Below are 21092 nucleotides of genomic sequence, written 5' to 3'. Positions count from 1 at the left end.
TAATGGTATTTATTACCATTGTAATTGTTTGTATATGAAAACTATATCACTCGTTTTTTTAGCGCTATTAATTTTTTCTTGCGAAAGTAAAGTTGAAAATACCAAAACAGATTTCCCAACCCCTTTTGAAGCATCTAATAAAAAAGAAACCGCTACTTATGACCAGGTAATAGATTTTTACCTAAAACTATCAAAAGAGTTTTCAACCATCAACATACAAACTATTGGTACTACCGATAGTGGTAAACCTTTACATATTGTTACTTATAGTGACAAAGGTGATTTTGATTTTAAAAAGCTAAGCGAAAGCAATACCATGTTGCTAATAAACAATGGCATTCATCCTGGCGAAAGTGATGGTATTGATGCAACCATGTTATTATTTCGTGATTTGGCAAGTAACGAGATCGAAACCCCAAAAGAAACTATAATTGCCACCATTCCTGTTTATAATGTTGGTGGTGCGTTAAATAGAAACAGCACCTCACGCGCAAACCAAAACGGACCATTAGAATACGGATTTAGAGGTAACGCCAAGAATTACGATTTAAATAGAGATTTCATTAAAAGCGACACCAAAAATGCTGAAACTTTTGCAGAAATTTTTCATCTTATAAATCCTGATGTTTATATAGACAATCACGTAAGCAATGGTGCAGATTATCAATATACCCTTACACATTTATTTACGCAACACAATAAATTGGGAGGTGAATTAGGTGAATATATTCATGGTTCATTAATGCCACAATTACATGATTCTTTATCCAAATCTAATTGGGACATTACGCCATATGTAAATGTCTTTAATAGTCCGCCTGAAAAAGGTTTTAAACAATTCATGGATCACCCTAGATACTCTACCGGATACACAACCCTATTTAATACTGTAGGTATGATGGTTGAAACTCATATGCTAAAGCCATATGACATGCGCGTAGAGGGCACTTATGAACTTATGCTAAAAATGATTGCCATTGCCGAAAAAGACGGTAGCAAAATTAGATCTTTAAGAGATGCTGCATTCTTAAATAATAGCACAGAAGAGTATTATCCTATTGCATGGGCAGTTGATACCACAAAGGTTTCTAAATATATGTTCAAAGGCTACAAAGCAGATACCATTATTAGTGAAGTTACCGGTCTAAAAAGATTAAAATACAACCGAAATCTACCTATAGAAACAGAGGTAGCGTATCAAGATTATTTCGCTCCATCAGATTCTATTAAAATTCCAAAAGCATATGTGCTAGGTAGGCAATGGGAAACTATTATTGAAAAATTAGATGTAAATAAAATCTCTTACACTAAGCTACAAAAAGATTCTACCATATCTGTAGAAGCATATAAAATAGATGAATACCAAACGTATACATCGCCATATGAGGGTCACTACCCACATTATAACACAAAGGTAAATACCACATATGAAACTAAAGATTTTCATACAGGAGACATCATCATACCTACAGACCAACCAGGTTTTAGATATATTTTAGAAACATTGGAACCTTCTGCAGTAGATTCATTTTTCAATTGGAATTTCTTTGACACCATACTACAGCAAAAAGAAGGCTTCTCCCCCTACGTATTTGAAGATACCACCCTTAAAATGTTAGAAAATGATTCTATACTCAAAGCTAAGTTTGAGGACAAAAAAATGCTTGATTCAGATTTCAAAGAAAACTGGTACAAGCAATTAGATTGGCTTTTCAAAAGAAGTGATCTTTATGAAAAAGCACATCTACAATATCCGGTATATCGAATAAAAAAGTAGTCTTTAATCTTCCCCGAAGAGTATTTTAATGTTTACGTAAGAATTTTCAAGAGCTTTTTTGATTTTCTCAGGACCTTTCCAGCGTACTTTAAAAATACCTTCTTTTTTTTCAGGCTTTAATTTACCATCAAAATCGGTACTCATATCATACCAATACACCTGTTTAAGCTTATTAATTCCGTTACGCTTAAAAACATGATATGTTGTTCTAATATAATCATCAATTACTAGCCCTCTAACACCAGTTTCTTCCTCTACTTCACGAATGGCACATTCTTCAATTGATTCGCCTTTGTCCAATTTACCCTTAGGTAAATCCCATTTATCGTTTCTGTAGATAAAAAGTACTTTTCCCTCTTTATTTTTCACTACGCCCCCACCGGCGATTACTAAAGGAACAACTTGAGTAAACTTTTTTAAAATTTCTTCATAATTAGGATGATAAATAAACGCTTCCTTCAACTTCCCTTTCCTCAATGAACTAATTGCATCTTCAATAGATTCTTGATTTAATGAAAAATACTCTCCATTTGTGGTATCAGAGAGTTTATTTGTCAAAATCAAAGGCAATTCATTAACAAAAACTTTATACATTTGCGTCATGGTTTTAGACAAAAACACTGCAAAAAAAACAGCAGAGCTTCTCTTGCAAATTAATGCAATAAAATTGAAACCCGAAAATCCTTTTACATGGGCTTCGGGTTGGAAATCTCCTATATATTGCGATAATAGAATTTTACTTTCTTATCCTATCATCAGAAACTGTATTCGTGATGAAATGGCCAAGCAAGTAGAACAACTTTACGGTAAGCCAGATTGCATAGTAGGCGTGGCTACAGGCGCAATAGGAATAGGGGCTTTAGTTGCCGATAAACTTAATTTACCTTTCGTATATGTTAGACCTGAGCCTAAATCTCACGGTCGTCAAAATCAAATAGAAGGTCATTTAGAAGCGCACCAAACGGTTGTTGTTATCGAGGATTTAATCAGTACAGGTAAAAGTAGCTTAAATGCTGTAGATGCCCTTAGAGCTATTGACGCAAACGTAAAGGGTATGTTGGCGATTTTCACTTACGGATTTGAGACGGCTAGCAAAAATTTTGAAGAAAAAAACACGGAGCTACATACGTTAAGTAGCTATGAATATTTAATTGAACAAGCATCTGATAAAGGGTATGTAAAAGAAGAGCAGTTAATTACATTAATGGAATGGAGGAAAGACCCTTCAAAATGGACAAATAAATAATTATGTTTATAGAAACACCTAAGGCAGTAATTGCTAAAAATACAGAAGACACTTTTAACTTCTTAAACGACCTGCCTAATTTTAGATTGTTAATGCCTGAAAATATTGACAAATTTGAAGTATTAAACGAGAATAGATTTCTTTTTGCATTAAAAGGAATGCCAGAAATTGTTTTGGAGAAAAAAGAACAAACACCTTTTAGTCAAATAATTTTAGGTGCTGCTAGTGAAAAACTACCTTTTACGTTAACCGCAGATATTATTGAGATTGATGCTAATAGTAGTGAAGTTGTTTTAAGTTTTAAAGGTGAATTCAATGCTATGATGGCAATGATGATCAAAAAACCTATTACTAATTTCATCAATACCTTATCAACGAACTTGGCAAAAGTCTAATACAATAACTGTATTTCTTTTAACCCATATTCTTGAAAATCACCATTTTCATGTTTCACAATAAGTTTACCGCCAATAGAAACTTCCTCTATTGTGCCGGTAAATAGTGAACCATCTTGATTTTTAAAGCTACTACTCTCTCCTATTCTAAATAATTGAGAATGATATTGACCATACAATTCTTGCTCTAAAGAATCTATGGGCTTATTTAAATATGAATGCAATTGTTCTATTAAAGAATAAAAAACCGAATCTAAATCAAAATTAGTACCCATAATATTTTTCAATGAAGATGCATTTGGTGCGTTTTTGAACACTTCTTGATTCACATTTAAGCCAAATCCTATAATAGTTCGTTTAATTTTAGATCCCGATAAAATATTTTCTATCAATATACCGCCTATTTTAGAATTACCTGACAGAATGTCGTTAGGCCATTTAATGCTTAAATTGGGTATTCCTAAACGGTTTAAAGCATCTACTATTGCTAGAGACACGCAAACACTTACCAGAAAAACACGTTGTATTGGCACATTAATATTATTTTTCAATATACTGAATGCTAGGTTTTTACCAGACTCAGACTCCCATTTAGCACTCATTTGCCCCCTACCTAAAGTTTGATTTTTTGTAGTTATTACAGTAAAATCACTAAGCTCTTTATTAAATGACAGGTCTTTTAAATAGGTGTTTGTAGATTGCGTGGCATCAAGTTTGATTATTTGCATTTACTGTTCTTATTGTGAATCTTTAATGTATTGTTAAAAACTAGTCCTAAAAGAACAAAAAAATAATAACTTTGTAAAAACTAAAATTTTTGAATGCAGGAAAGTAAAACTAGCAAAGATGAGTTAATTGCATTAATAATTCAGGGAATTGACGAAGTAAAAGGTCACAATATCAACCTATTAGATTTAAGAGAAATTGAGAATACCGTTTGTGATTACTTCATAGTTTGTAACGGTACTTCAAATACGCATGTAAATGCTATTGTAGGTTCTATCCAGAAAACAGTAAGTAAAGCGATTCAAGATAAACCTTGGCACGTAGAGGGCGAAGACAATGCAGAATGGGTATTAATGGACTACGTAAATGTAGTTGTTCATGTATTCCAAAAGCAAGTTCGAGATTTTTATGATATAGAAGGTTTATGGGGAGATGCAAAATTCACAACCATAGAAAGTGGCGTAAATTAATAAAAAATTAAAATGGCAAAAGAAAACAAAACAAATCCGAAAAAACCAAAATTTAGTTCTTGGTGGATTTATGGATTAGTAGCAGTATTACTAATTGGATTTCAATTATTCAATAGTGATGACTTAGCTAACACCCAAAAGACGACTACTTCAGAATTACAGCAGTATTTGCGAAATGGTGATGTTAAGAAGATTTTAATCATAACAAACACCAATCAAGCTAAAGTATTTTTAACTGACGAGGCTATTGCAAAAGAGGTTCACAAAGATGTAAATGAGAAATCATTTCTTCCATCCTCTGGCAATGTACCACAGTATACCTTAGACTATGGTGATCTTCAAATATTTCAAAATGAAATAACTGAAATCAAAAAAGAAAATAATTTAGATACCATTATTGAATTTGGCAAAGAATCTACGGCCATTTTAGATTTCTTGCTGTCTCTATTACCTTTTGTACTGATTATTGGTATTTGGATTTATCTAATGCGTAGAATGTCCGGCGGCGGCGGCGGCGGCGCTGGTGGTCAAATCTTCAATATCGGTAAGTCTAAAGCGAAATTATTTGACGAAAAAACAGATACTAGAACTTCTTTTAAAGATGTTGCCGGCTTAGAAGGTGCAAAAGAAGAAGTAGAAGAGATTGTTGAGTTTTTAAGAAACCCAGATAAGTATACTTCTTTAGGTGGTAAAATACCAAAGGGAGCATTGCTAGTAGGACCTCCAGGAACAGGTAAGACACTTTTAGCAAAAGCCGTTGCCGGTGAAGCTAAAGTTCCTTTCTTCTCTTTATCTGGTTCAGATTTCGTAGAAATGTTTGTAGGTGTTGGTGCATCTAGAGTACGTGACTTGTTCAAGCAGGCAAAAGACAAATCGCCTGCCATTATATTCATTGATGAAATTGATGCCATTGGTAGAGCTAGAGGTAAAAATAATTTTACAGGTTCTAACGACGAACGTGAAAATACGTTAAACCAGTTGTTAACTGAAATGGATGGTTTTGGTACAAATACAAACGTTATTGTACTTGCAGCAACCAACCGTGCAGATGTATTGGATAAAGCATTAATGCGTGCAGGTAGATTTGACAGACAAATCTATGTTGACCTACCGGATATTCGTGAGCGTAAAGAAATTTTTGAAGTTCACTTAAGACCTATTAAAACAGCCGAAACTCTAGATTTAGATTTCTTGGCAAGACAAACACCTGGTTTCTCTGGTGCAGATATTGCAAATGTTTGTAATGAAGCAGCTTTGATTGCTGCTCGTAATGAGAAGAAAGCGGTGACAAAGCAAGATTTCTTAGATGCTGTTGATAGAATAGTTGGTGGTCTTGAAAAGAAAAATAAAATTATTACTCCCGGTGAGAAAGAAACTATTGCCTACCACGAAGCTGGTCATGCAACCACTAGTTGGATGTTAGAGCATGCTGCTCCACTAGTAAAAGTTACTATTGTACCAAGAGGGCAATCATTAGGTGCTGCATGGTACTTACCAGAAGAGCGCTTAATTGTTAGACCTGAACAAATGTTGGACGAAATGTGTGCAACTATGGGTGGTAGAGCCGCAGAGAAAGTTATATTCAATAAAATTTCTACTGGTGCCTTAAGTGATTTAGAAAAAGTTACCAAACAAGCAAGAGCAATGGTAACCATTTACGGTCTTAATGATGAAATAGGTAATATTACCTATTATGATTCTTCTGGTCAAGATTCTTACGGTTTCTCAAAACCTTACAGTGAAGACACCGCTCGTAAGATAGATGCTGAAATTTCTAAAATAATTGAAGAGCAGTATCAACGCGCTATCAAGGTTTTAACTGACAATAAGGATAAACTTACAACTTTAGCTGAAAGATTGTTAGAGAAAGAAGTTATCTTTAAGGAAGATTTAGAAAAAATCTTTGGTAAGCGAAATTTCGAAAAGGATATTTTAGCCTTAGAGAACGAAAAGAAACTGAAAGAAGAAGAGGATAACAAATCTACAGAAGAGCAAGAAATTACAGAGAACAAGTAATATTGCAGTACTTTAGATTAGCAATTATTTCAACAACATAAATGGGGTTTTTAGATATTTTATTTGGTGGTGGCAAGAAGAAGGTTTCGAAAGAAACCGCGGAAACGCGCGGCGATCATATGCCTGATTTAAATATTCCTGTTGATGAAAAATTTACAATTCATTTTAAACAAAATGGAGGTAAATTTATTTATTGCGATTCTGATGCAGAAGTTTCAAAAGCAATTAGAAATATTGTTACAGAAAATAATTGGGAAAGTGAGCCTTTCTTTGTTCTCAATGAAAGGCTAGCCCAAAAATTTTCAAAAGAATCAATTACGTTTACAGATAATGCGCGTAACAGCGAAGTATTCTTTACTACTTGCGAACATCTCATTGCCCAAAATGGAAGTATTTTAGTGTGTTCTAATCAACTTTTAGAAAAAAAGGTTAATGAACTACCTAGCAATGTTGTAGTATTTGCCACTACAAGCCAACTAATTGAATCTATAGGAGAAGGTTTAAAAACTATCAAGAAAAAATACGGTCAAAAAATTCCGGCCAATATAACTACATTAAAGCACTTTAAAGCTACCGCGGAAAACTCAGATGATTTTCTAACATATGGTAGTAGTACTAAAAATCTTTATCTTTTACTTCTGGAAGATTTATAGTATGAAAGAAATTCTAAGAAGGTCACTAACAGGGGCTGTGTACATAATCTTATTATTGTCAGCAGTCTTTTTAAGTTCTGATGCTTTTGATTTTTTATTTATGACCTTTGGTTTGGCTTGTTTATATGAGTACAAAAAACTAGTACATTTAAAAGGATACCATATTTTCGCTGCCTATTTAGCGTTATGGTGGGTTTATATCTATTTAGTCAAAGATCAACAGATCATTACCATTCTTATGGTAATTACCATAGCTGTAGATATTTATCTGTTGTACAATCTTTTTGCTAAAAAACCTTTAAAACTTAATACGACTTTAAAATTCCTAATTGGTCTTTTTTATATAGGCGGAGGCTGTATTTTTCTCACAATGATACCCTACAAGAATGATGCTTTTGCGAAACTATTGATTATGGGTATTTTTATTTTAATATGGGTAAACGACTCATTTGCATACCTAGTAGGTAAGAGTATTGGTAGAACTAAACTTTTTCCTTCAGTTTCTCCTAAAAAAACCATTGAAGGTACTTTAGGAGGTTTTATATTTGCACTAGCGGCAGCTTATTTAATGGCTACTTTTGAAGCTCTTATCAGTCCTGTTCAATGGATGATTCTTGCAACAGTTATTGTAGTAGCCGGTAGTTTAGGAGATTTAATAGAATCTAAATTTAAAAGAGCTGCAGGCGTAAAGGACAGTGGGGCTATATTGCCTGGCCACGGCGGTATGTTAGATCGCTTGGACAGCTTGGTCTTTGCCGCACCATTTGCTTATTTAACTTTAAATATATTCAGTTATGTTTCATAGAGAGGGACAAAAAATAATATTGTTTTCTTTTTTGATTATAGGTTCAAGTATAATCTTGGCCCACTACTTTATTGACATAGCATGGCTAAAATTAGCTATACAAATTCTTGGTCTAATTTTACTCATTATAATTTTGCAATTCTTTAGAAATCCAAAGAGATTGGCAAGAAAGGATTTCAATGAAATTCTTTCACCTGTAGATGGGAAAGTTGTAGTTATAGAAGAAGTTTTAGAGAAAGAATATTTTAATGAAAAAAGAAGACAGGTTTCTATTTTTATGTCACCGGTCAATGTTCACGTAACTAGATATCCCGCTAGTGGTTTAATTACTTTTTCCAAATATCACCCTGGTAAATTCTTAGTTGCCTGGCACCCAAAATCAAGTGAAGAAAACGAAAGAACCACTGTAGTTATAAAAACCCCTAAGTTTGGCGAAATCCTATACAGACAAATAGCTGGTGCACTTGCCAGACGAATTGTAAATTATGCCGAAAAAGGAGAAAGCGTACAACAGGGAGATGATGCAGGATTTATAAAATTTGGCTCTAGAGTCGATTTGTTTTTACCTTTAGATTGCCAAATTAATGTAAAGCTAAACCAAAAGGTTAAAGGTAATGAGACTTGTATAGCTACTTTTGTTGACCCAAACGAAAATGAAGAAATTACGTATTGAATTTGAGGAGATCGTTACTTTGGTCAATAACTATACTGAACCAATACCGGCAGATATACTTTTAAAACTATATGCATACTATAAGATTGCAAATGCTAATTTTGACAATCCTGGCAGTAAAACTCCATTAATTAATGCTTTTAAAGCAAATGCACTAATTCAGGCAAAGAACATGAGCAAGAAAAAAGCCATGCAATCTTACATTGATTTAGCCAACAAAGAATTAAATACTAATTAACTAGTAATACTTAGTTTAGCTAGTACTGTCTTTGTATGGTCTAAAATGATTCTTAAACAATTGACTAACATTCAATGAAAAGATTAGAAAAATTAAAGTCCAATATTCTTCGAATCTCTATTGGCATTGTCTATTTAATTTTTGGATTCATAAAGTTTATACCACATTTGAGCCCGGCAGAAGATTTAGCAAAAAACACCATTGGCATATTAACATTAGGAATACTACCTTCTCAATGGGGATTACTATTATTAGCAGTGGGCGAAACGCTTATAGGTATTTTTCTTCTACTTAACTGGAAACCTAGAATTATCATCAGCATAGCTATAATTCATATTCTATTTACGTTTACGCCTCTATTTTTAATGCCTGAAGAAATCTTTGGCAAAGGTGAATTGGTTTTTACTCTAGCAGGACAATACATATTTAAAAACATTATTATTCTAAGCGCCCTCTTTTCCTTAAAAATTGATTTGGACATTCATCTAAAACGTTCTGCGATGAAAGAATCTACTGCAGAACATTTAATAGTTGTGAAAAATTAATGATAAAGATCGTCTAAATCGGCGTCGCAAAGGGAGCAAAACAAATCATCTAATTTTGCACAAACATCTTTAAAGAAACGCTCTCCTTTTTCAGTAGTAGCAAATTCTGGATTACCAATACCCGTATCACTACTAACCTTAGACCACTGTCTTTCTGCCCACGCCCAACCTTCATTGTAAGCGTTTATTTTAAATTTCTTAGCACTACCACTACCCCATTTTTCCTTGGGCAATACTAAATCAGGTCTTAAATAAAGCATTAAGCTAGTTTCCATTTCATCGGCATGATCACCTTCTTCTTTAAAATATTTAGATTTATCGAACATTGGTGGAAAGAAACAAAAACTGATGAACATATCTGGGAACAACAAACCTAACTCCCTTATAATAGGCTTAAAATTATTTCCGCCGTGACCATTGAACAACAGTAATTTCTTTATGCCTTGCCTATCTAATACTGTCACCAAATCTTTTAAAATAGCTAATTGAGTAGACGGATTTAGATTCATATCTAAATAAATATCGCTCTGACCGGTATTTACACCAAAAGGTATGGTAGGCAATACAATTACCTTCTTTCCTTTCTGCCAAGAAACACCAGCAGCTGACTCGGCCATACTTTGTACTTGGTAATTATCGGTACCATATGGCAAATGATAATTATGCGCCTCTGTGGCTCCCCAAGGCAAAATTGCCAATTCTATTTGTTCATCTTTCAGGTGTTCCCAATTTGTTTCGGCAAGTACGTAAGGTCTAATCATAGTCTTAAAGATACCATTTAAGCATAAAAAAACCCTTGAAATTAATCAAGGGTTCGTTTATTTTTTTTGATAAAATTGGTTTGTGAAATTTTACTTACAATACCTTTTTACCTGAAATGATATTATAAAGAATAACGATAACCGCTATTACTAATAAAATGTGGACTAAACTACCGGTTGCAAGACCAGGTACTATACCTAACATTCCCAATAACCATATAATTATACAAATAACTGCTACTAACCATAATAGACTTCTCATAATGTGTGTTTTTTAGATTGTTTATACTACAAAACTAAAGGGATTAGCCGTGTTAGCTTAACTCAAACAAATTGATTACTAGCTCTAAATCAGAAACTTCACCAAAACAAGCACATTCATAAGTACTTAAATTCAATTCTTTATACCAATTTTTCTTTGAAAAAATCTATAGTACGTGACCAGGCCAATTCTGCCGCTGGCTCATCATATCTAGGCGTAGACGTGTTATGAAAGCCGTGATTTACATTGTCATAGAAATAAGCTACATTCTCTTTCCCTAATTCATTCAATGCTTTTTCATATGCCGGCCATCCCGCATTTACACGTTCATCCAAACCTGCATATTGTAATAATAATGGTGCATTAATATCTTCTAGATCTTCTGTTGGTTGCCCTCCATAAAATGGTACCGCTGCAGATAAATCAGGCACTTTTACTGCCATCATATTAGAAATCCATCCACCGAAACAAAAACCTACTACACCAATTTTACCATTGCAACCTTCGTGATTTTTCAAATACTCAAATGCTGCTATAAAATCTTCAAGCATTTCATTTCTATCGCGCGTTTTCTGCATTGCACGACCTTCATCATCATTACCGGGATAACCTCCTAACGGACTCAATGCATCTGGTGCTATGGTAATAAAACCAGCCAAGGCAGCTCTTCTGGCTGTATCTTCAACATAAGGGTTCAATCCTCTATTTTCATGCACAACCACTATACCAGGTAATTTAACTTCAGCAGATTTGGGTTTGGACAATAAAGCTTTTATTTCACCACCTCCTTTTTCAGAATTATAGGTAATAAAACCCGAATCTAAATCTGGATTGTTTTTATCCACCAAATAGGTATTCTCATAATCTGGCATTAAAAAACTCATTAAAGAAGGCACTGTGAGACCGCCAACGGCATACATAGATAATTTTTGCACAAAGTCTCTGCGTTCTAATTTATTATGGGCATAGGCATCATAAAGATCAAATACCTCTTGCTTAATATCTTCTTTTTTAAGTGGTTTCATTTTCTTAGCTTTTTTGTTCTATTTAAAAGTACGAAAACAACATGACTACCTAAATACTTTTAACAATAGAAAAAGCCTCATTTCTAACTGAATAGAAATGAGGCTTCGTTGATTATAAGATTAAGTATTAGCCTAAACTAGCTAAACTTTTTTCCAACGTTTCTATTTTAGCTTCGGCATCCGCTAACTTTTTACGTTCTATAGCTATAACCTTTTCAGGAGCGTTATTAACAAATCGTTCATTAGAAAGTTTCTTTTGAACAGACATCAAAAAGCCTTTAGTATATTTCAGTTCTTCATTAATCTTAACAATTTCTGCCTCTACATCAATAGCACCCTCCATTGGCACAAAGTACTCATTACTCTTTACCCTAAAAGTCAATGCCCCTTCTAACTGTTCATCTAGGTAACTGATTTCAGATACATTGGTAAGTTTAGCAATTACGACATCCCAACGGTTACTTGCATTTTCAGAATTTAACACTGATAATTCCAAAGCTTCTTTCATTGGAATATTCTTGTTCTTTCTTATAGTTCTAACACCAGAAATCACTTCGGCTGCAAAATCGAACTGAGCAATTAACTCTTCGTCAATTTTACCTACAGTTGGCCATTTTGATATTACCAAAGCTTCAGTCTCATCTCTTTTTGCAATATGTTGCCAAACTTCTTCTGTCAAAAATGGCATGAAAGGATGCAAAAGTTTAAGGTTCTGCTCAAATAACACTATTACCTTATTGAAGGTAGTTCTATCTATAGGTTGTTGATACGCAGGCTTAATAATCTCCAATAAAGAAGAACTATAATCATCCCAAACCAATTTATATATAGACATTAAAGCATCTGAAATACGGAATTTGCTAAAATGATCCTCTATCTCTAATAATGTTTTATTCAACTTAGACTCATACCACTCTAAACCAAGCTTTGAAGCCTCTGGCTGAGGAATATCTGCAATCTCCCAACCTTTCACCAATCGGAAACCGTTCCAGATTTTATTGGCAAAGTTTTTTCCTTGCTGACAAAGATCTTCATCGAACATTAAATCATTACCTGCAGCCGAGCTTAATAATAGACCTACTCGCACACCGTCCGCACCATAGTCTTCTATCAACTTTAAAGCATCAGGTGAATTACCCAATGACTTTGACATTTTTCTACGTTGCTTATCTCTCACCAATCCGGTGAAATAAACATTTTCAAAAGGTTTTTCTCCTCTAAACTCATAACCGGCAACAATCATTCTTGCTACCCAGAAAAATAAAATATCCGGACCAGTTACTAAATCGTTTGTTGGGTAATAATAGTTTATCTCTTCATTATCTGGCTCCATAATACCGCCAAACACACTCATTGGCCATAACCATGACGAAAACCAAGTATCTAACACATCGGCATCTTGTCGTAAATCACTTTCCTGTAAATCTGATTTACCCGATTTTTCTTTTGCAAGTTTTAATGCATCTGCTATGTTAGCCGCTACAACAAAATCTTCTTGACCGTCACCAAAGTAAAACGCCGGTATTTGCTGACCCCACCATAATTGTCTAGAAATATTCCAATCGCGAACATTCTCCATCCAATGACGGTACGTATTTTCAAATTTCTTTGGATGCAATTTTACATCGCCACTTTCCATTACCGCTTCTAAAGCAGGTTTTGCCAAATCTTCCATTTTCAGAAACCACTGATCTGACAACTTTGGTTCAATGACAGCCTTGGTTCTTTCTGAAGTACCTACTTTATTAATATGGGTTTCGGTTTTAACCAAAACACCTAAATCTTCTAATTCTTTAGATATTTCTTTTCTTACAACGAAACGATCTTTACCCTCATAATGCAATCCAAAACTATTTAAGGTTGCATTATCATTAAATATGTCAATAGTTTCTAACTTATGTTTTTCTCCTAACGCTTTATCATTTATATCATGAGCTGGCGTTACTTTTAAACATCCTGTACCAAACTCAACATCTACATACTCATCTTCAATTATAGGTATTACTCTATTGCAAATTGGTACAATTACTTTCTTACCTTTTAAATGGGTAAACCTTTCATCATTAGGGTTTATACATATTGCTGTATCGCCTAATATAGTTTCAGGTCTTGTGGTTGCAATAGTCACCTTTTCATCTGACCCTTCAATAGCATATGACAAATAGTACAAAAGACCTTGTTTCTCCTCATAAATAACTTCTTCATCTGACAAAGTTGTCTGCGCTTCTGGATCCCAATTCACCATTCTATACCCACGGTAAATTAAACCTTTGTTATAAAGATCAATAAATACCTTTATTACACTATCATATCGCTCTTGATCCATGGTGAACGCAGTACGGTCCCAATCACAAGAACATCCCAGTTTTTTCAACTGCTCTAAAATGATACCACCATATTCATTTGTCCAATCCCAGGCATGTTTTAAAAACTCATCTCTAGTAAGGTCATTTTTATTGATGCCTTGCTCTTTTAATTTGGCAACGACCTTTGCTTCTGTAGCAATAGAGGCATGATCGGTACCTGGTACCCAACAAGCATTCTTACCTAAAAGGCGGGCTCTTCTTATTAAAACATCTTGTATGGTATTGTTCAACATATGCCCCATATGCAAAATACCGGTTACGTTTGGCGGCGGTATTACAATACTATAAGGTTCTCTCTCATCTGGTTCTGAGTGAAAGTAGCCGTTTTTCATCCAGTAATCATACCATTGCGATTCTGTGGCTTGCGGATTATATTTTGAAGGAATTTCCATTTTTTGGAACAGTTTTTGAATAATAATAAACTGGGTTATTAAAAATTAAAGCCGAACTGACATTCTAACGGTCATTTCAGCTAAATTTCACCCAAAGATAAATACGAAACAAAAATAAGTAACGTTAGAGTATAACAAAAGGATTTTGAGGTTGATCTGAAAAGATTTAATTTTGACATCCACCCAAAATTATAAATGATGAAAAAAATAGTACTTGTATTATTTGTTGGCTTACTAGGTTTTAGTTTAACTGCACAAGATGCAGCTGCCAAAATAGAGTTTAAATCTGAAACCGTTGATTACGGAGAAATCGCTAAAGGATCAGACGGAGTAAGAGTTTTTGAATTTACAAACACCGGTACTGCTCCACTTATTGTAAGTAAAGTAAGTTCTAGTTGTGGCTGTACAATTCCAAAAAAACCAGAAGACCCAATTTTACCAGGTAAAACAGGTGAAATTCAAGTGAAATATGATACCAATAGAGTTGGTCCTATCCGTAAAGCAATTACGGTTATTTCTAACGCTGACACTCCTACAAAAGTTTTAAAAATAAAAGGAGAAGTTCAAGCTGCTACCGGTACCAAATAAAAGAACTTTTAGAAAACTAAATGCCCAACTGAGAAGTTGGGCATTTTTTTGTGCTTTATTGTTCGTCAAATAAAGGTTTTAACTCAAAACTAAAGAGTAGGTCACTATCATACCTTTCTACAAGTACCTTAATTTTTTTATCTTTTTTGACATTGAGCATATGCATAATCTCTTGTAATTTATATCGGTGGATGCGCCTACCGTTTACCGCCAAGATGACATCACCTTCTCTTAACCCTGCCGAATGTGCGGGACTCCCCTGGCGTATTCCCGAAACTATAATCTCTGGCACCAAGCTTAACCTTGTTGCCCCGTGAAGAATAATCTGCACATCCCCATAGGTCTTAGCATCGCTATTTACTACTCCGTTTGAATTTGTAATTCGTTCTGACACATAGCGCATACCGGCATGTTGTAAATCAATACCACTAACATTGTATTGAAACATTTTACTGAAATTGGCATTCTTAGTCAAGATTAATTTTTCATTCTTATAATCGAACACCGCATTAAAACGTTTTATAACCTCACCACCTAAACTACCGTTTCTACCTCCAAAATCTGAAATTGTTGTAAACGTCTCCATATCAGGAAAGGCAGCCTTAGCATCACTCAGTACAAAATCTGAAATCTTTAAATGATTGATTTTAGTTCTCTTACCATAAATATTACCAGCAAGACCTTTTCCTAAAAAATCTTGGTAATGTTTATCCGGTAATTGAATTCTTTCATCTTCAAATAACCATACCGCATCGCTACTGCCGGTATCCAACAACATTTTTACAGGTATTTCCTCGTCCTTACTTATCATGACAAAGGCATCTAAATATGCTTTCTTTCTAATGACCGACATATCTACTATACGCGTATTCTTTGATTTTTTGTACTTATAAAGTTCGGGGTCATGAAATTTTATAGTACGTTTTATGTAATTAATATCAACCACAAAATCTTTAAACAAGTCATAACCTATTATTCCATGAACAGGAACACCAAGACTTGGAGAAAAATTTATACCGGCATCCATCACCACATAAATGTTCTGAGACACATTCTTAACATCACCCATCTGAATAAAATTACCAGTGGACTTTAACGCATTTATAGGCTCACCCTCCCCTAACCCATTAATGGTAATTTCTGTTACGTTGTTTAGCTGAATAGAATCTTGATCCGCCAAATTGAACAATATGGGTGTACCAACTCCAGAATCCAATACAAATGACAATTCCGTTCCATTGACATTAATAGGTATTACCATGAGATTATTAATCAACTGAAACTTGACTTTATCAAATTTCTTTCCTGCAGGTAATTGATAGTTTTGACCTATTGCTAACCACGAAAAACAACAAAACAATAGAATTAGAAGAACACCTCTTTTACGTAACATAATCTATATGAATTAGTTAACCCTTTTTAAGATACGTAATAATTTGTTATAACACTCAATTTTAACAGTATTGCCAAATCCAAATAAAAGCTTAATTACTTTGTAAGTACCATAATCATTTATCACTTTTGTGAAAAATTCAATTTATATGCCATCTGTTTCAAATAAGGGGCTTACCATGCCTCAATCACCTATTAGAAAGTTAGTTCCATTTGCTGAAAATGCAAAAAAAAGAGGAGTTAAGGTTATTCATTTAAACATTGGACAACCAGATATAAAAACCCCACAACAAGCTTTAGATGCTGTAAAAAATAATGATATTAATGTATTGGAATACAGCCGTACTGAAGGATCAGAGACCTTTAGAACCAAAATTGCCAAGTATTACATTAAAAACGATATACAAGTAAGCGCTACGGATATCATTGTAACTACCGGAGGTTCTGAAGCATTGTCTTTTGCAATGAACACTATTGCAGATACAGATGATGAAATTATTATACCCGAACCTTTTTATGCTAATTATAACGGATTTGCCACTGCTTGCGGTGTAACCGTTGTACCGGTAGTTTCTAAGTTAGAAGACAACTTTGCGCTACCGCCAATTGAGGATTTTGAAAAATTAATTACGCCTAGAACCAAAGCTATTTTAATATGCAATCCTGGTAACCCAACCGGATATCTATACAGCCAAGAAGAAGTTCAAAAATTAGCAGCTTTAGTTAAAAAGCATAACATATATCTAGTTGCCGATGAAGTTTACAGAGAGTTCACTTATGACAACAAAACCCATACATCTATTTTAAAGGAAGAAGGTTTAGAAGAACATGCCATAGTAATAGATTCTGTATCTAAAAGATACAGCATGTGTGGTGCACGTATTGGTTACCTAGTTTCTAAAAATAAGGAGTTTATTGCCACGGCAATGAAGTTTGCACAGGCTAGATTATCACCCCCTACATATGCACAAATAGCAAGCGAAGCGGCCTTAGATACACCTGACAGTTATTTCGCCGAGGTTAAAACGGAATATGTTGCAAGAAGAAATATTCTAATAGCGGAGTTAGAAAAAATCGAAGGCATTAAAATTGCAAAGCCACAAGGTGCTTTTTATTGTATTGCTGAACTACCTATTAAAGATGCCGATCATTTTGCCCAATGGTTGTTAGAAGATTTTAATATTGACAACGAAACTGTTATGGTAGCACCAGCAGCTGGGTTTTACGCTACAGACGGATTGGGTAAAAACCAAATTAGAATTGCCTATGTTTTAGACCAAGATAGTTTAAAAAGAGCTGTTCAAATTTTAAAGGAAGCACTAAAAAGCTATAAAGGTTAATGATTGTACATGAACACTTTTCCCTAAAAAACTACAATACTTTTGGTATTGATGCTACAGCAAGATTTTTTGTTGAAGTTACGTCTATTGAAGAATTACAAGATATTCTGGGCAACCAAGATTATGATAGAAAGATTATCATTGGTGGTGGTAGCAATATGTTACTTTCAGATTATATTGAAGCATTATTTATTCATGTAGATTTAAAGGGAAAGAAAATCATCTCAGAATCTAATGAGACTGTAGAAGTACAGGTAATGGCAGGTGAAAATTGGCATGATATGGTCATGTGGGCTCTTGACCAAAATTTTGGAGGATTAGAGAACATGTCTTTAATACCTGGTAACACTGGTACTGCTCCCATACAAAACATTGGGGCCTATGGCGTTGAATTAAAAGATTGCTTTGTTAGTTGCGAAGCTGTTAGCATAGAAAATCAAGAACTGGTTACGTTAACTAAAGAAGATTGTAAGTTTGGGTATCGAGATTCGTTTTTTAAAAATGAAGGAAAAGATAAATATGTAATTACTTCGGTTACCTTTTCATTCTCTAAAAAAGACCATAAAATTAATTCAGGGTATGGCGCCATTGAACAACAACTAGAAAAAGATTCCATTTCTGACCCCAGTATTAAAGATATTTCCAATGCTGTCATTGCCATAAGACAAAGTAAACTACCAGACCCAAAAGTTCTTGGTAATAGTGGCAGTTTCTTTAAAAACCCAATAGTTGAGAAAGAAATCTTTAAAGAATTTGCATTAAAAAATCCTGAAGCTCCTTTTTATAAAGTGTCAGATGAGTATTACAAAATACCGGCAGGTTGGTTAATTGAGCAATGCGGTTTTAAAGGAAAACGTTTTGGTGATGCTGGTGTTCATAAAAATCAAGCATTGGTTCTTGTAAATTATGACAACGCAACTGGTAAGGATATTTTAAACTTAGCGGAAAAAATTATTGATGCCGTGAAAACAAAGTTCAATATTGAAATAAGTCCTGAGGTTAATTTAATAAAATAACCCCTGTAAAAATTACAGGGGTTATTACCAAACCAAACCAACCAAAAACAAAGTGGGCAGTTACCAGCCGACCACTTATTCAATATATATTTTTAGAAAACGCATCGTTAACAATCAATTTTATAATTTAGCGTTTAATCATATACGGTTCAATGTTAGCATTTGGATGTTCATCTTAAAAAAAATATGTACATCTTTTAAATTATGAGCACTCTATTAGAAAACCATATTGTTGAATTACTACAGGAAAGAAACGAAAAAGCGATTTCTCTCTTGTATGATAATTATGCCGACACCCTACTAGGTGTGGCTAATAAGGTGGTGCGTGACCCAGATTTAGCACAAGATGTTGTTCAAGAATCTTTCGTGAAGATTTGGAAAAAAGCAGACTCTTATGATCCTAAAAAAGCGAAACTATTTACTTGGCTTTTTAGAATTACACGTAACACTGCCATTGACAAATTAAGAAGTGTCAACACAAAATCTGATAAAGAAATCCAAATAGACGTTTCTGACGTATATACTTTAGGCGTGGAAAGTACTAGGCCAGAGTTAATGGATGTAAGAGAACATCTAGACAAAATTGAAGATAAATATCAAATTGTTCTAGAAGCTCTTTTCTTTCAAGGCATGACCCAACAAGAAGCTAGTGATGAGTTGGACATTCCCTTGGGAACTATTAAGTCTAGACTTAAAATTGGATTACGCGAGTTAGGCAAAATCTACGGCCCTGCCTTAGTTGCCATGTTATTAAATTTCGTATTATGAAAGACAAAATAAGAATTTTCCTTGATTCTGATTTATTAGAAAAGTATCTTTTGGGAACAACTACCGAGTTGGAAAGCCTACAGGTAGAGCGCTATATTGCCATGTACCCAGAGGTAAGGGAAACCTATAGCGAATTACAGGATAATCTTGAAATCTTCGCCAAACTTCATGCTATTGAAGCTCCACAAGGTTTAAAAGATAAAATCAACTCTAGAATAAAAGCTGAACGTAAAGGCAGAAAAAGATTCTATAGTTATGCTATCGCGGCAAGTATTACCGCAATTATGTTTATAGGCATCTCTACTTTTTTCTGGAACCAAAACCAGAGTTTGCAAGAAGAGAACAGTGTGGTTAGCAATAAAATAAAATTGCTTGAGGAAAACATGAAGGAGCAGTTAGAAGATGTACGTAACCAGTTCATTGTTCTAAACAACCCACAAACTAAAAAGTATAATGTTAAGGGTAATCAGAAAGCAAAAGATTTAAAAGCTGTTGCTTATATAAACCCGGTTAAGAAATTATCTTATATCAACGTTAGCAAATTACCTCATATTCCTGAAAGCCAATGTTTTCAAATGTGGGCAGAGGTTAACGGCAAAATGATAAACTTAGGTATTATTGAAGAAGCTGGTGATCAAGAAAAGTTGCTGGCATTACCATACGCTGAAAATGCAGTTGGTTATATTACAATTGAACAAAAAGGTGGTAATCACGCCCCTAACGTTGAAAACATAGTTGCGAACATAGCATACTAAGCTTTCACACATAAAGTATTCTTAAAGCCCCATTTTTGGGGCTTTATTTTTTATCTTTGTTTAAAATTTAGCATATGAAACTAGTATTACTGACCATTGGGTTGTTAGCATTGGCTTTTGCAGGTATTGCAATTAAAATATGGTCTAAAAAAGACGGAGAATTTGCAGGAACTTGTGCAAGTCAAAGTCCTTTTCTAAATCAAGACGGACAAGCTTGTGGTATGTGCGGTAAAATGCCAAACGAACAAGATTGCAAGAAAGATTTAATCTCAGAATAAGCTTAGTTCACTATCAAATGTAAACGCTTACCAAAAATAATATTTGAACAAAATAGACACTTTAGAAGAAACAATCATCAAAGCGAAGCAAGGCAAACAAATAGCCTTTAGTCGTTTGTTAGATATGTTTTGGAACGATGTTTACGGATTTCAATTAAAGCGTACAGAAAATGAAAATGATTCTGAAGACATCACCATTCAGACATTTTCAAAGGCATTTGATAAGATAAATACCTACAACGATTCTTACGTATTTAAAACTTGGTTAATAGCTATCTCTAAAAATATTCATATTGATTTAGTTAGAAAGCGAAAAAAGAACTTGCTAGATTCTAGAAGTAATTCTGACGCCATAACCAGTGCTTTGGATGCTACTCCTTCTATGGAAGATCAATTAATTCAAGAGCAGAATTTAGCAGACTTACTTAGAGATATCAAAAAACTAAAGCCACATTACCAAGCGGTCATCAACCTTAGGTATTTTAATGAGCTAAGCTATGCCGATATTGCCACGCATTTGAACGAGCCTATAAACAGCGTCAAGGTAAAACTTCTAAGGGCAAAAAAATTACTTTCAGAAATTATTAAAGAACGAAAGTAAACAA

The 21092-nt window shown here is 34.1% G+C and carries 24 protein-coding genes; 17 read left to right on the top strand and 7 right to left on the bottom strand.

Annotated features, from left to right (window positions below; translation table 11 throughout):
• The first annotated feature begins 34 nt into the window (after nt 1–34).
• A complete protein-coding gene (locus PXD56_RS16160) occupies nt 35–1777 on the top strand; it encodes a M14 family metallopeptidase (protein ID WP_276494382.1) in 1743 nt (580 codons plus the stop codon).
• A gap of 3 nt (nt 1778–1780) precedes the next feature.
• On the opposite strand, the gene PXD56_RS16155 is transcribed toward PXD56_RS16160, so the two are convergent.
• Entirely contained in the window at nt 1781–2371 is a 591-nt protein-coding gene (locus tag PXD56_RS16155; RefSeq protein ID WP_276494381.1) for an NUDIX hydrolase, read from the bottom strand.
• Between the two features lie 7 nt (nt 2372–2378).
• On the opposite strand from PXD56_RS16155, the gene pyrE reads away from it, so the two are divergent.
• Complete coding sequence (gene pyrE, locus PXD56_RS16150) at nt 2379–3023, top strand: orotate phosphoribosyltransferase (protein WP_276494380.1); 645 nt, start codon at nt 2379–2381, stop codon at nt 3021–3023.
• A 2-nt stretch (nt 3024–3025) separates the two neighbouring features.
• Nucleotides 3026–3418 (top strand): SRPBCC family protein, encoded by a 393-nt coding sequence (locus PXD56_RS16145; RefSeq protein ID WP_276494379.1) that lies wholly within the window; start codon nt 3026–3028, stop codon nt 3416–3418.
• On the opposite strand, the gene PXD56_RS16140 is transcribed toward PXD56_RS16145, so the two are convergent.
• Entirely contained in the window at nt 3415–4146 is a 732-nt protein-coding gene (locus PXD56_RS16140) for a biotin--[acetyl-CoA-carboxylase] ligase (RefSeq protein WP_276494378.1), read from the bottom strand. The two genes, PXD56_RS16145 and PXD56_RS16140, sit on opposite strands and share 4 nt — an antisense overlap.
• A gap of 93 nt (nt 4147–4239) precedes the next feature.
• On the opposite strand from PXD56_RS16140, the gene rsfS reads away from it, so the two are divergent.
• The 7 genes from rsfS (at nt 4240) to PXD56_RS16105 (ending at nt 9544) form a co-directional block, all read left to right on the top strand.
• Complete coding sequence (rsfS, locus tag PXD56_RS16135) at nt 4240–4614, top strand: ribosome silencing factor (protein WP_276494377.1); 375 nt, start codon at nt 4240–4242, stop codon at nt 4612–4614.
• A 12-nt stretch (nt 4615–4626) separates the two neighbouring features.
• Nucleotides 4627–6630: an ATP-dependent zinc metalloprotease FtsH gene (ftsH, locus tag PXD56_RS16130; protein ID WP_276494376.1), complete on the top strand. Its 2004-nt coding sequence runs from the start codon at nt 4627–4629 to the stop codon at nt 6628–6630.
• 41 nt (nt 6631–6671) lie between these two features.
• The gene (locus PXD56_RS16125) at nt 6672–7283 is read left to right on the top strand and encodes an LUD domain-containing protein (RefSeq protein ID WP_276494375.1); all 612 of its coding nucleotides are present in this window, start codon (nt 6672–6674) and stop codon (nt 7281–7283) included.
• Nucleotide 7284: 1 nt separating this feature from the next.
• The gene (locus PXD56_RS16120) at nt 7285–8088 is read left to right on the top strand and encodes a phosphatidate cytidylyltransferase (protein ID WP_276494374.1); all 804 of its coding nucleotides are present in this window, start codon (nt 7285–7287) and stop codon (nt 8086–8088) included.
• Entirely contained in the window at nt 8078–8761 is a 684-nt protein-coding gene (locus PXD56_RS16115; RefSeq protein WP_276494373.1) for a phosphatidylserine decarboxylase family protein, read from the top strand. The genes PXD56_RS16120 and PXD56_RS16115 overlap by 11 nt, the downstream gene beginning before the upstream one ends.
• Nucleotides 8742–8999: an acyl-CoA-binding protein gene (locus PXD56_RS16110; RefSeq protein WP_276494372.1), complete on the top strand. Its 258-nt coding sequence runs from the start codon at nt 8742–8744 to the stop codon at nt 8997–8999. Before PXD56_RS16115 ends, PXD56_RS16110 begins: the two co-directional genes overlap by 20 nt.
• Nucleotides 9000–9073: 74 nt before the next feature.
• Complete coding sequence (locus tag PXD56_RS16105; RefSeq protein WP_276494371.1) at nt 9074–9544, top strand: hypothetical protein; 471 nt, start codon at nt 9074–9076, stop codon at nt 9542–9544.
• On the opposite strand, the gene PXD56_RS16100 is transcribed toward PXD56_RS16105, so the two are convergent.
• The 4 genes from PXD56_RS16100 to PXD56_RS16085 form a co-directional block, all read right to left on the bottom strand.
• Nucleotides 9541–10305, bottom strand: a complete 765-nt coding sequence (locus PXD56_RS16100) for a creatininase family protein (protein ID WP_276494370.1) — start codon at nt 10303–10305, stop codon at nt 9541–9543. The two genes, PXD56_RS16105 and PXD56_RS16100, sit on opposite strands and share 4 nt — an antisense overlap.
• 94 nt (nt 10306–10399) lie before the next feature.
• The gene (locus tag PXD56_RS16095; protein ID WP_027067903.1) at nt 10400–10567 is read right to left on the bottom strand and encodes a lmo0937 family membrane protein; all 168 of its coding nucleotides are present in this window, start codon (nt 10565–10567) and stop codon (nt 10400–10402) included.
• 140 nt (nt 10568–10707) lie between these two features.
• Entirely contained in the window at nt 10708–11592 is an 885-nt protein-coding gene (locus PXD56_RS16090) for a dienelactone hydrolase family protein (RefSeq protein WP_276494369.1), read from the bottom strand.
• 127 nt (nt 11593–11719) lie between these two features.
• The gene (locus PXD56_RS16085) at nt 11720–14350 is read right to left on the bottom strand and encodes a valine--tRNA ligase (RefSeq protein WP_276494368.1); all 2631 of its coding nucleotides are present in this window, start codon (nt 14348–14350) and stop codon (nt 11720–11722) included.
• A 195-nt stretch (nt 14351–14545) separates the two neighbouring features.
• On the opposite strand from PXD56_RS16085, the gene PXD56_RS16080 reads away from it, so the two are divergent.
• Entirely contained in the window at nt 14546–14938 is a 393-nt protein-coding gene (locus PXD56_RS16080; protein ID WP_348353160.1) for a DUF1573 domain-containing protein, read from the top strand.
• Between the two features lie 55 nt (nt 14939–14993).
• Here the strand turns inward: PXD56_RS16080 and PXD56_RS16075 are convergent, their stop codons facing one another.
• Nucleotides 14994–16331 (bottom strand): aspartyl protease family protein, encoded by a 1338-nt coding sequence (locus tag PXD56_RS16075; RefSeq protein WP_276494366.1) that lies wholly within the window; start codon nt 16329–16331, stop codon nt 14994–14996.
• Between the two features lie 148 nt (nt 16332–16479).
• Between PXD56_RS16075 and PXD56_RS16070 the strand changes: the two genes are divergently transcribed.
• The 6 genes from PXD56_RS16070 to PXD56_RS16045 all read left to right on the top strand — a co-directional run bounded on the left by PXD56_RS16070 (nt 16480) and on the right by PXD56_RS16045 (nt 21088).
• Complete coding sequence (locus PXD56_RS16070) at nt 16480–17670, top strand: pyridoxal phosphate-dependent aminotransferase (protein ID WP_276494365.1); 1191 nt, start codon at nt 16480–16482, stop codon at nt 17668–17670.
• Complete coding sequence (gene murB, locus PXD56_RS16065; protein ID WP_276494364.1) at nt 17670–18686, top strand: UDP-N-acetylmuramate dehydrogenase; 1017 nt, start codon at nt 17670–17672, stop codon at nt 18684–18686. Before PXD56_RS16070 ends, murB begins: the two co-directional genes overlap by 1 nt.
• Nucleotides 18687–18890: 204 nt before the next feature.
• Complete coding sequence (locus PXD56_RS16060) at nt 18891–19454, top strand: RNA polymerase sigma factor (protein ID WP_276494363.1); 564 nt, start codon at nt 18891–18893, stop codon at nt 19452–19454.
• The gene (locus PXD56_RS16055) at nt 19451–20209 is read left to right on the top strand and encodes an anti-sigma factor domain-containing protein (protein WP_276494362.1); all 759 of its coding nucleotides are present in this window, start codon (nt 19451–19453) and stop codon (nt 20207–20209) included. The genes PXD56_RS16060 and PXD56_RS16055 overlap by 4 nt, the downstream gene beginning before the upstream one ends.
• A gap of 74 nt (nt 20210–20283) precedes the next feature.
• On the top strand, nt 20284–20487 hold the full coding sequence (locus PXD56_RS16050; RefSeq protein ID WP_036156035.1) for a hypothetical protein: 204 nt from the start codon (nt 20284–20286) through the stop codon (nt 20485–20487).
• A gap of 43 nt (nt 20488–20530) precedes the next feature.
• A complete protein-coding gene (locus PXD56_RS16045; protein WP_276494361.1) occupies nt 20531–21088 on the top strand; it encodes an RNA polymerase sigma factor in 558 nt (185 codons plus the stop codon).
• The last annotated feature ends 4 nt before the right edge of the window (nt 21089–21092 follow it).

This window comes from Maribacter zhoushanensis, from assembly GCF_029350975.1.
In the GTDB taxonomy this organism is placed as follows: Bacteria; Bacteroidota; Bacteroidia; order Flavobacteriales; family Flavobacteriaceae; genus Maribacter; species Maribacter zhoushanensis.
This window is presented reverse-complemented; position numbering and strand designations above follow the sequence as displayed.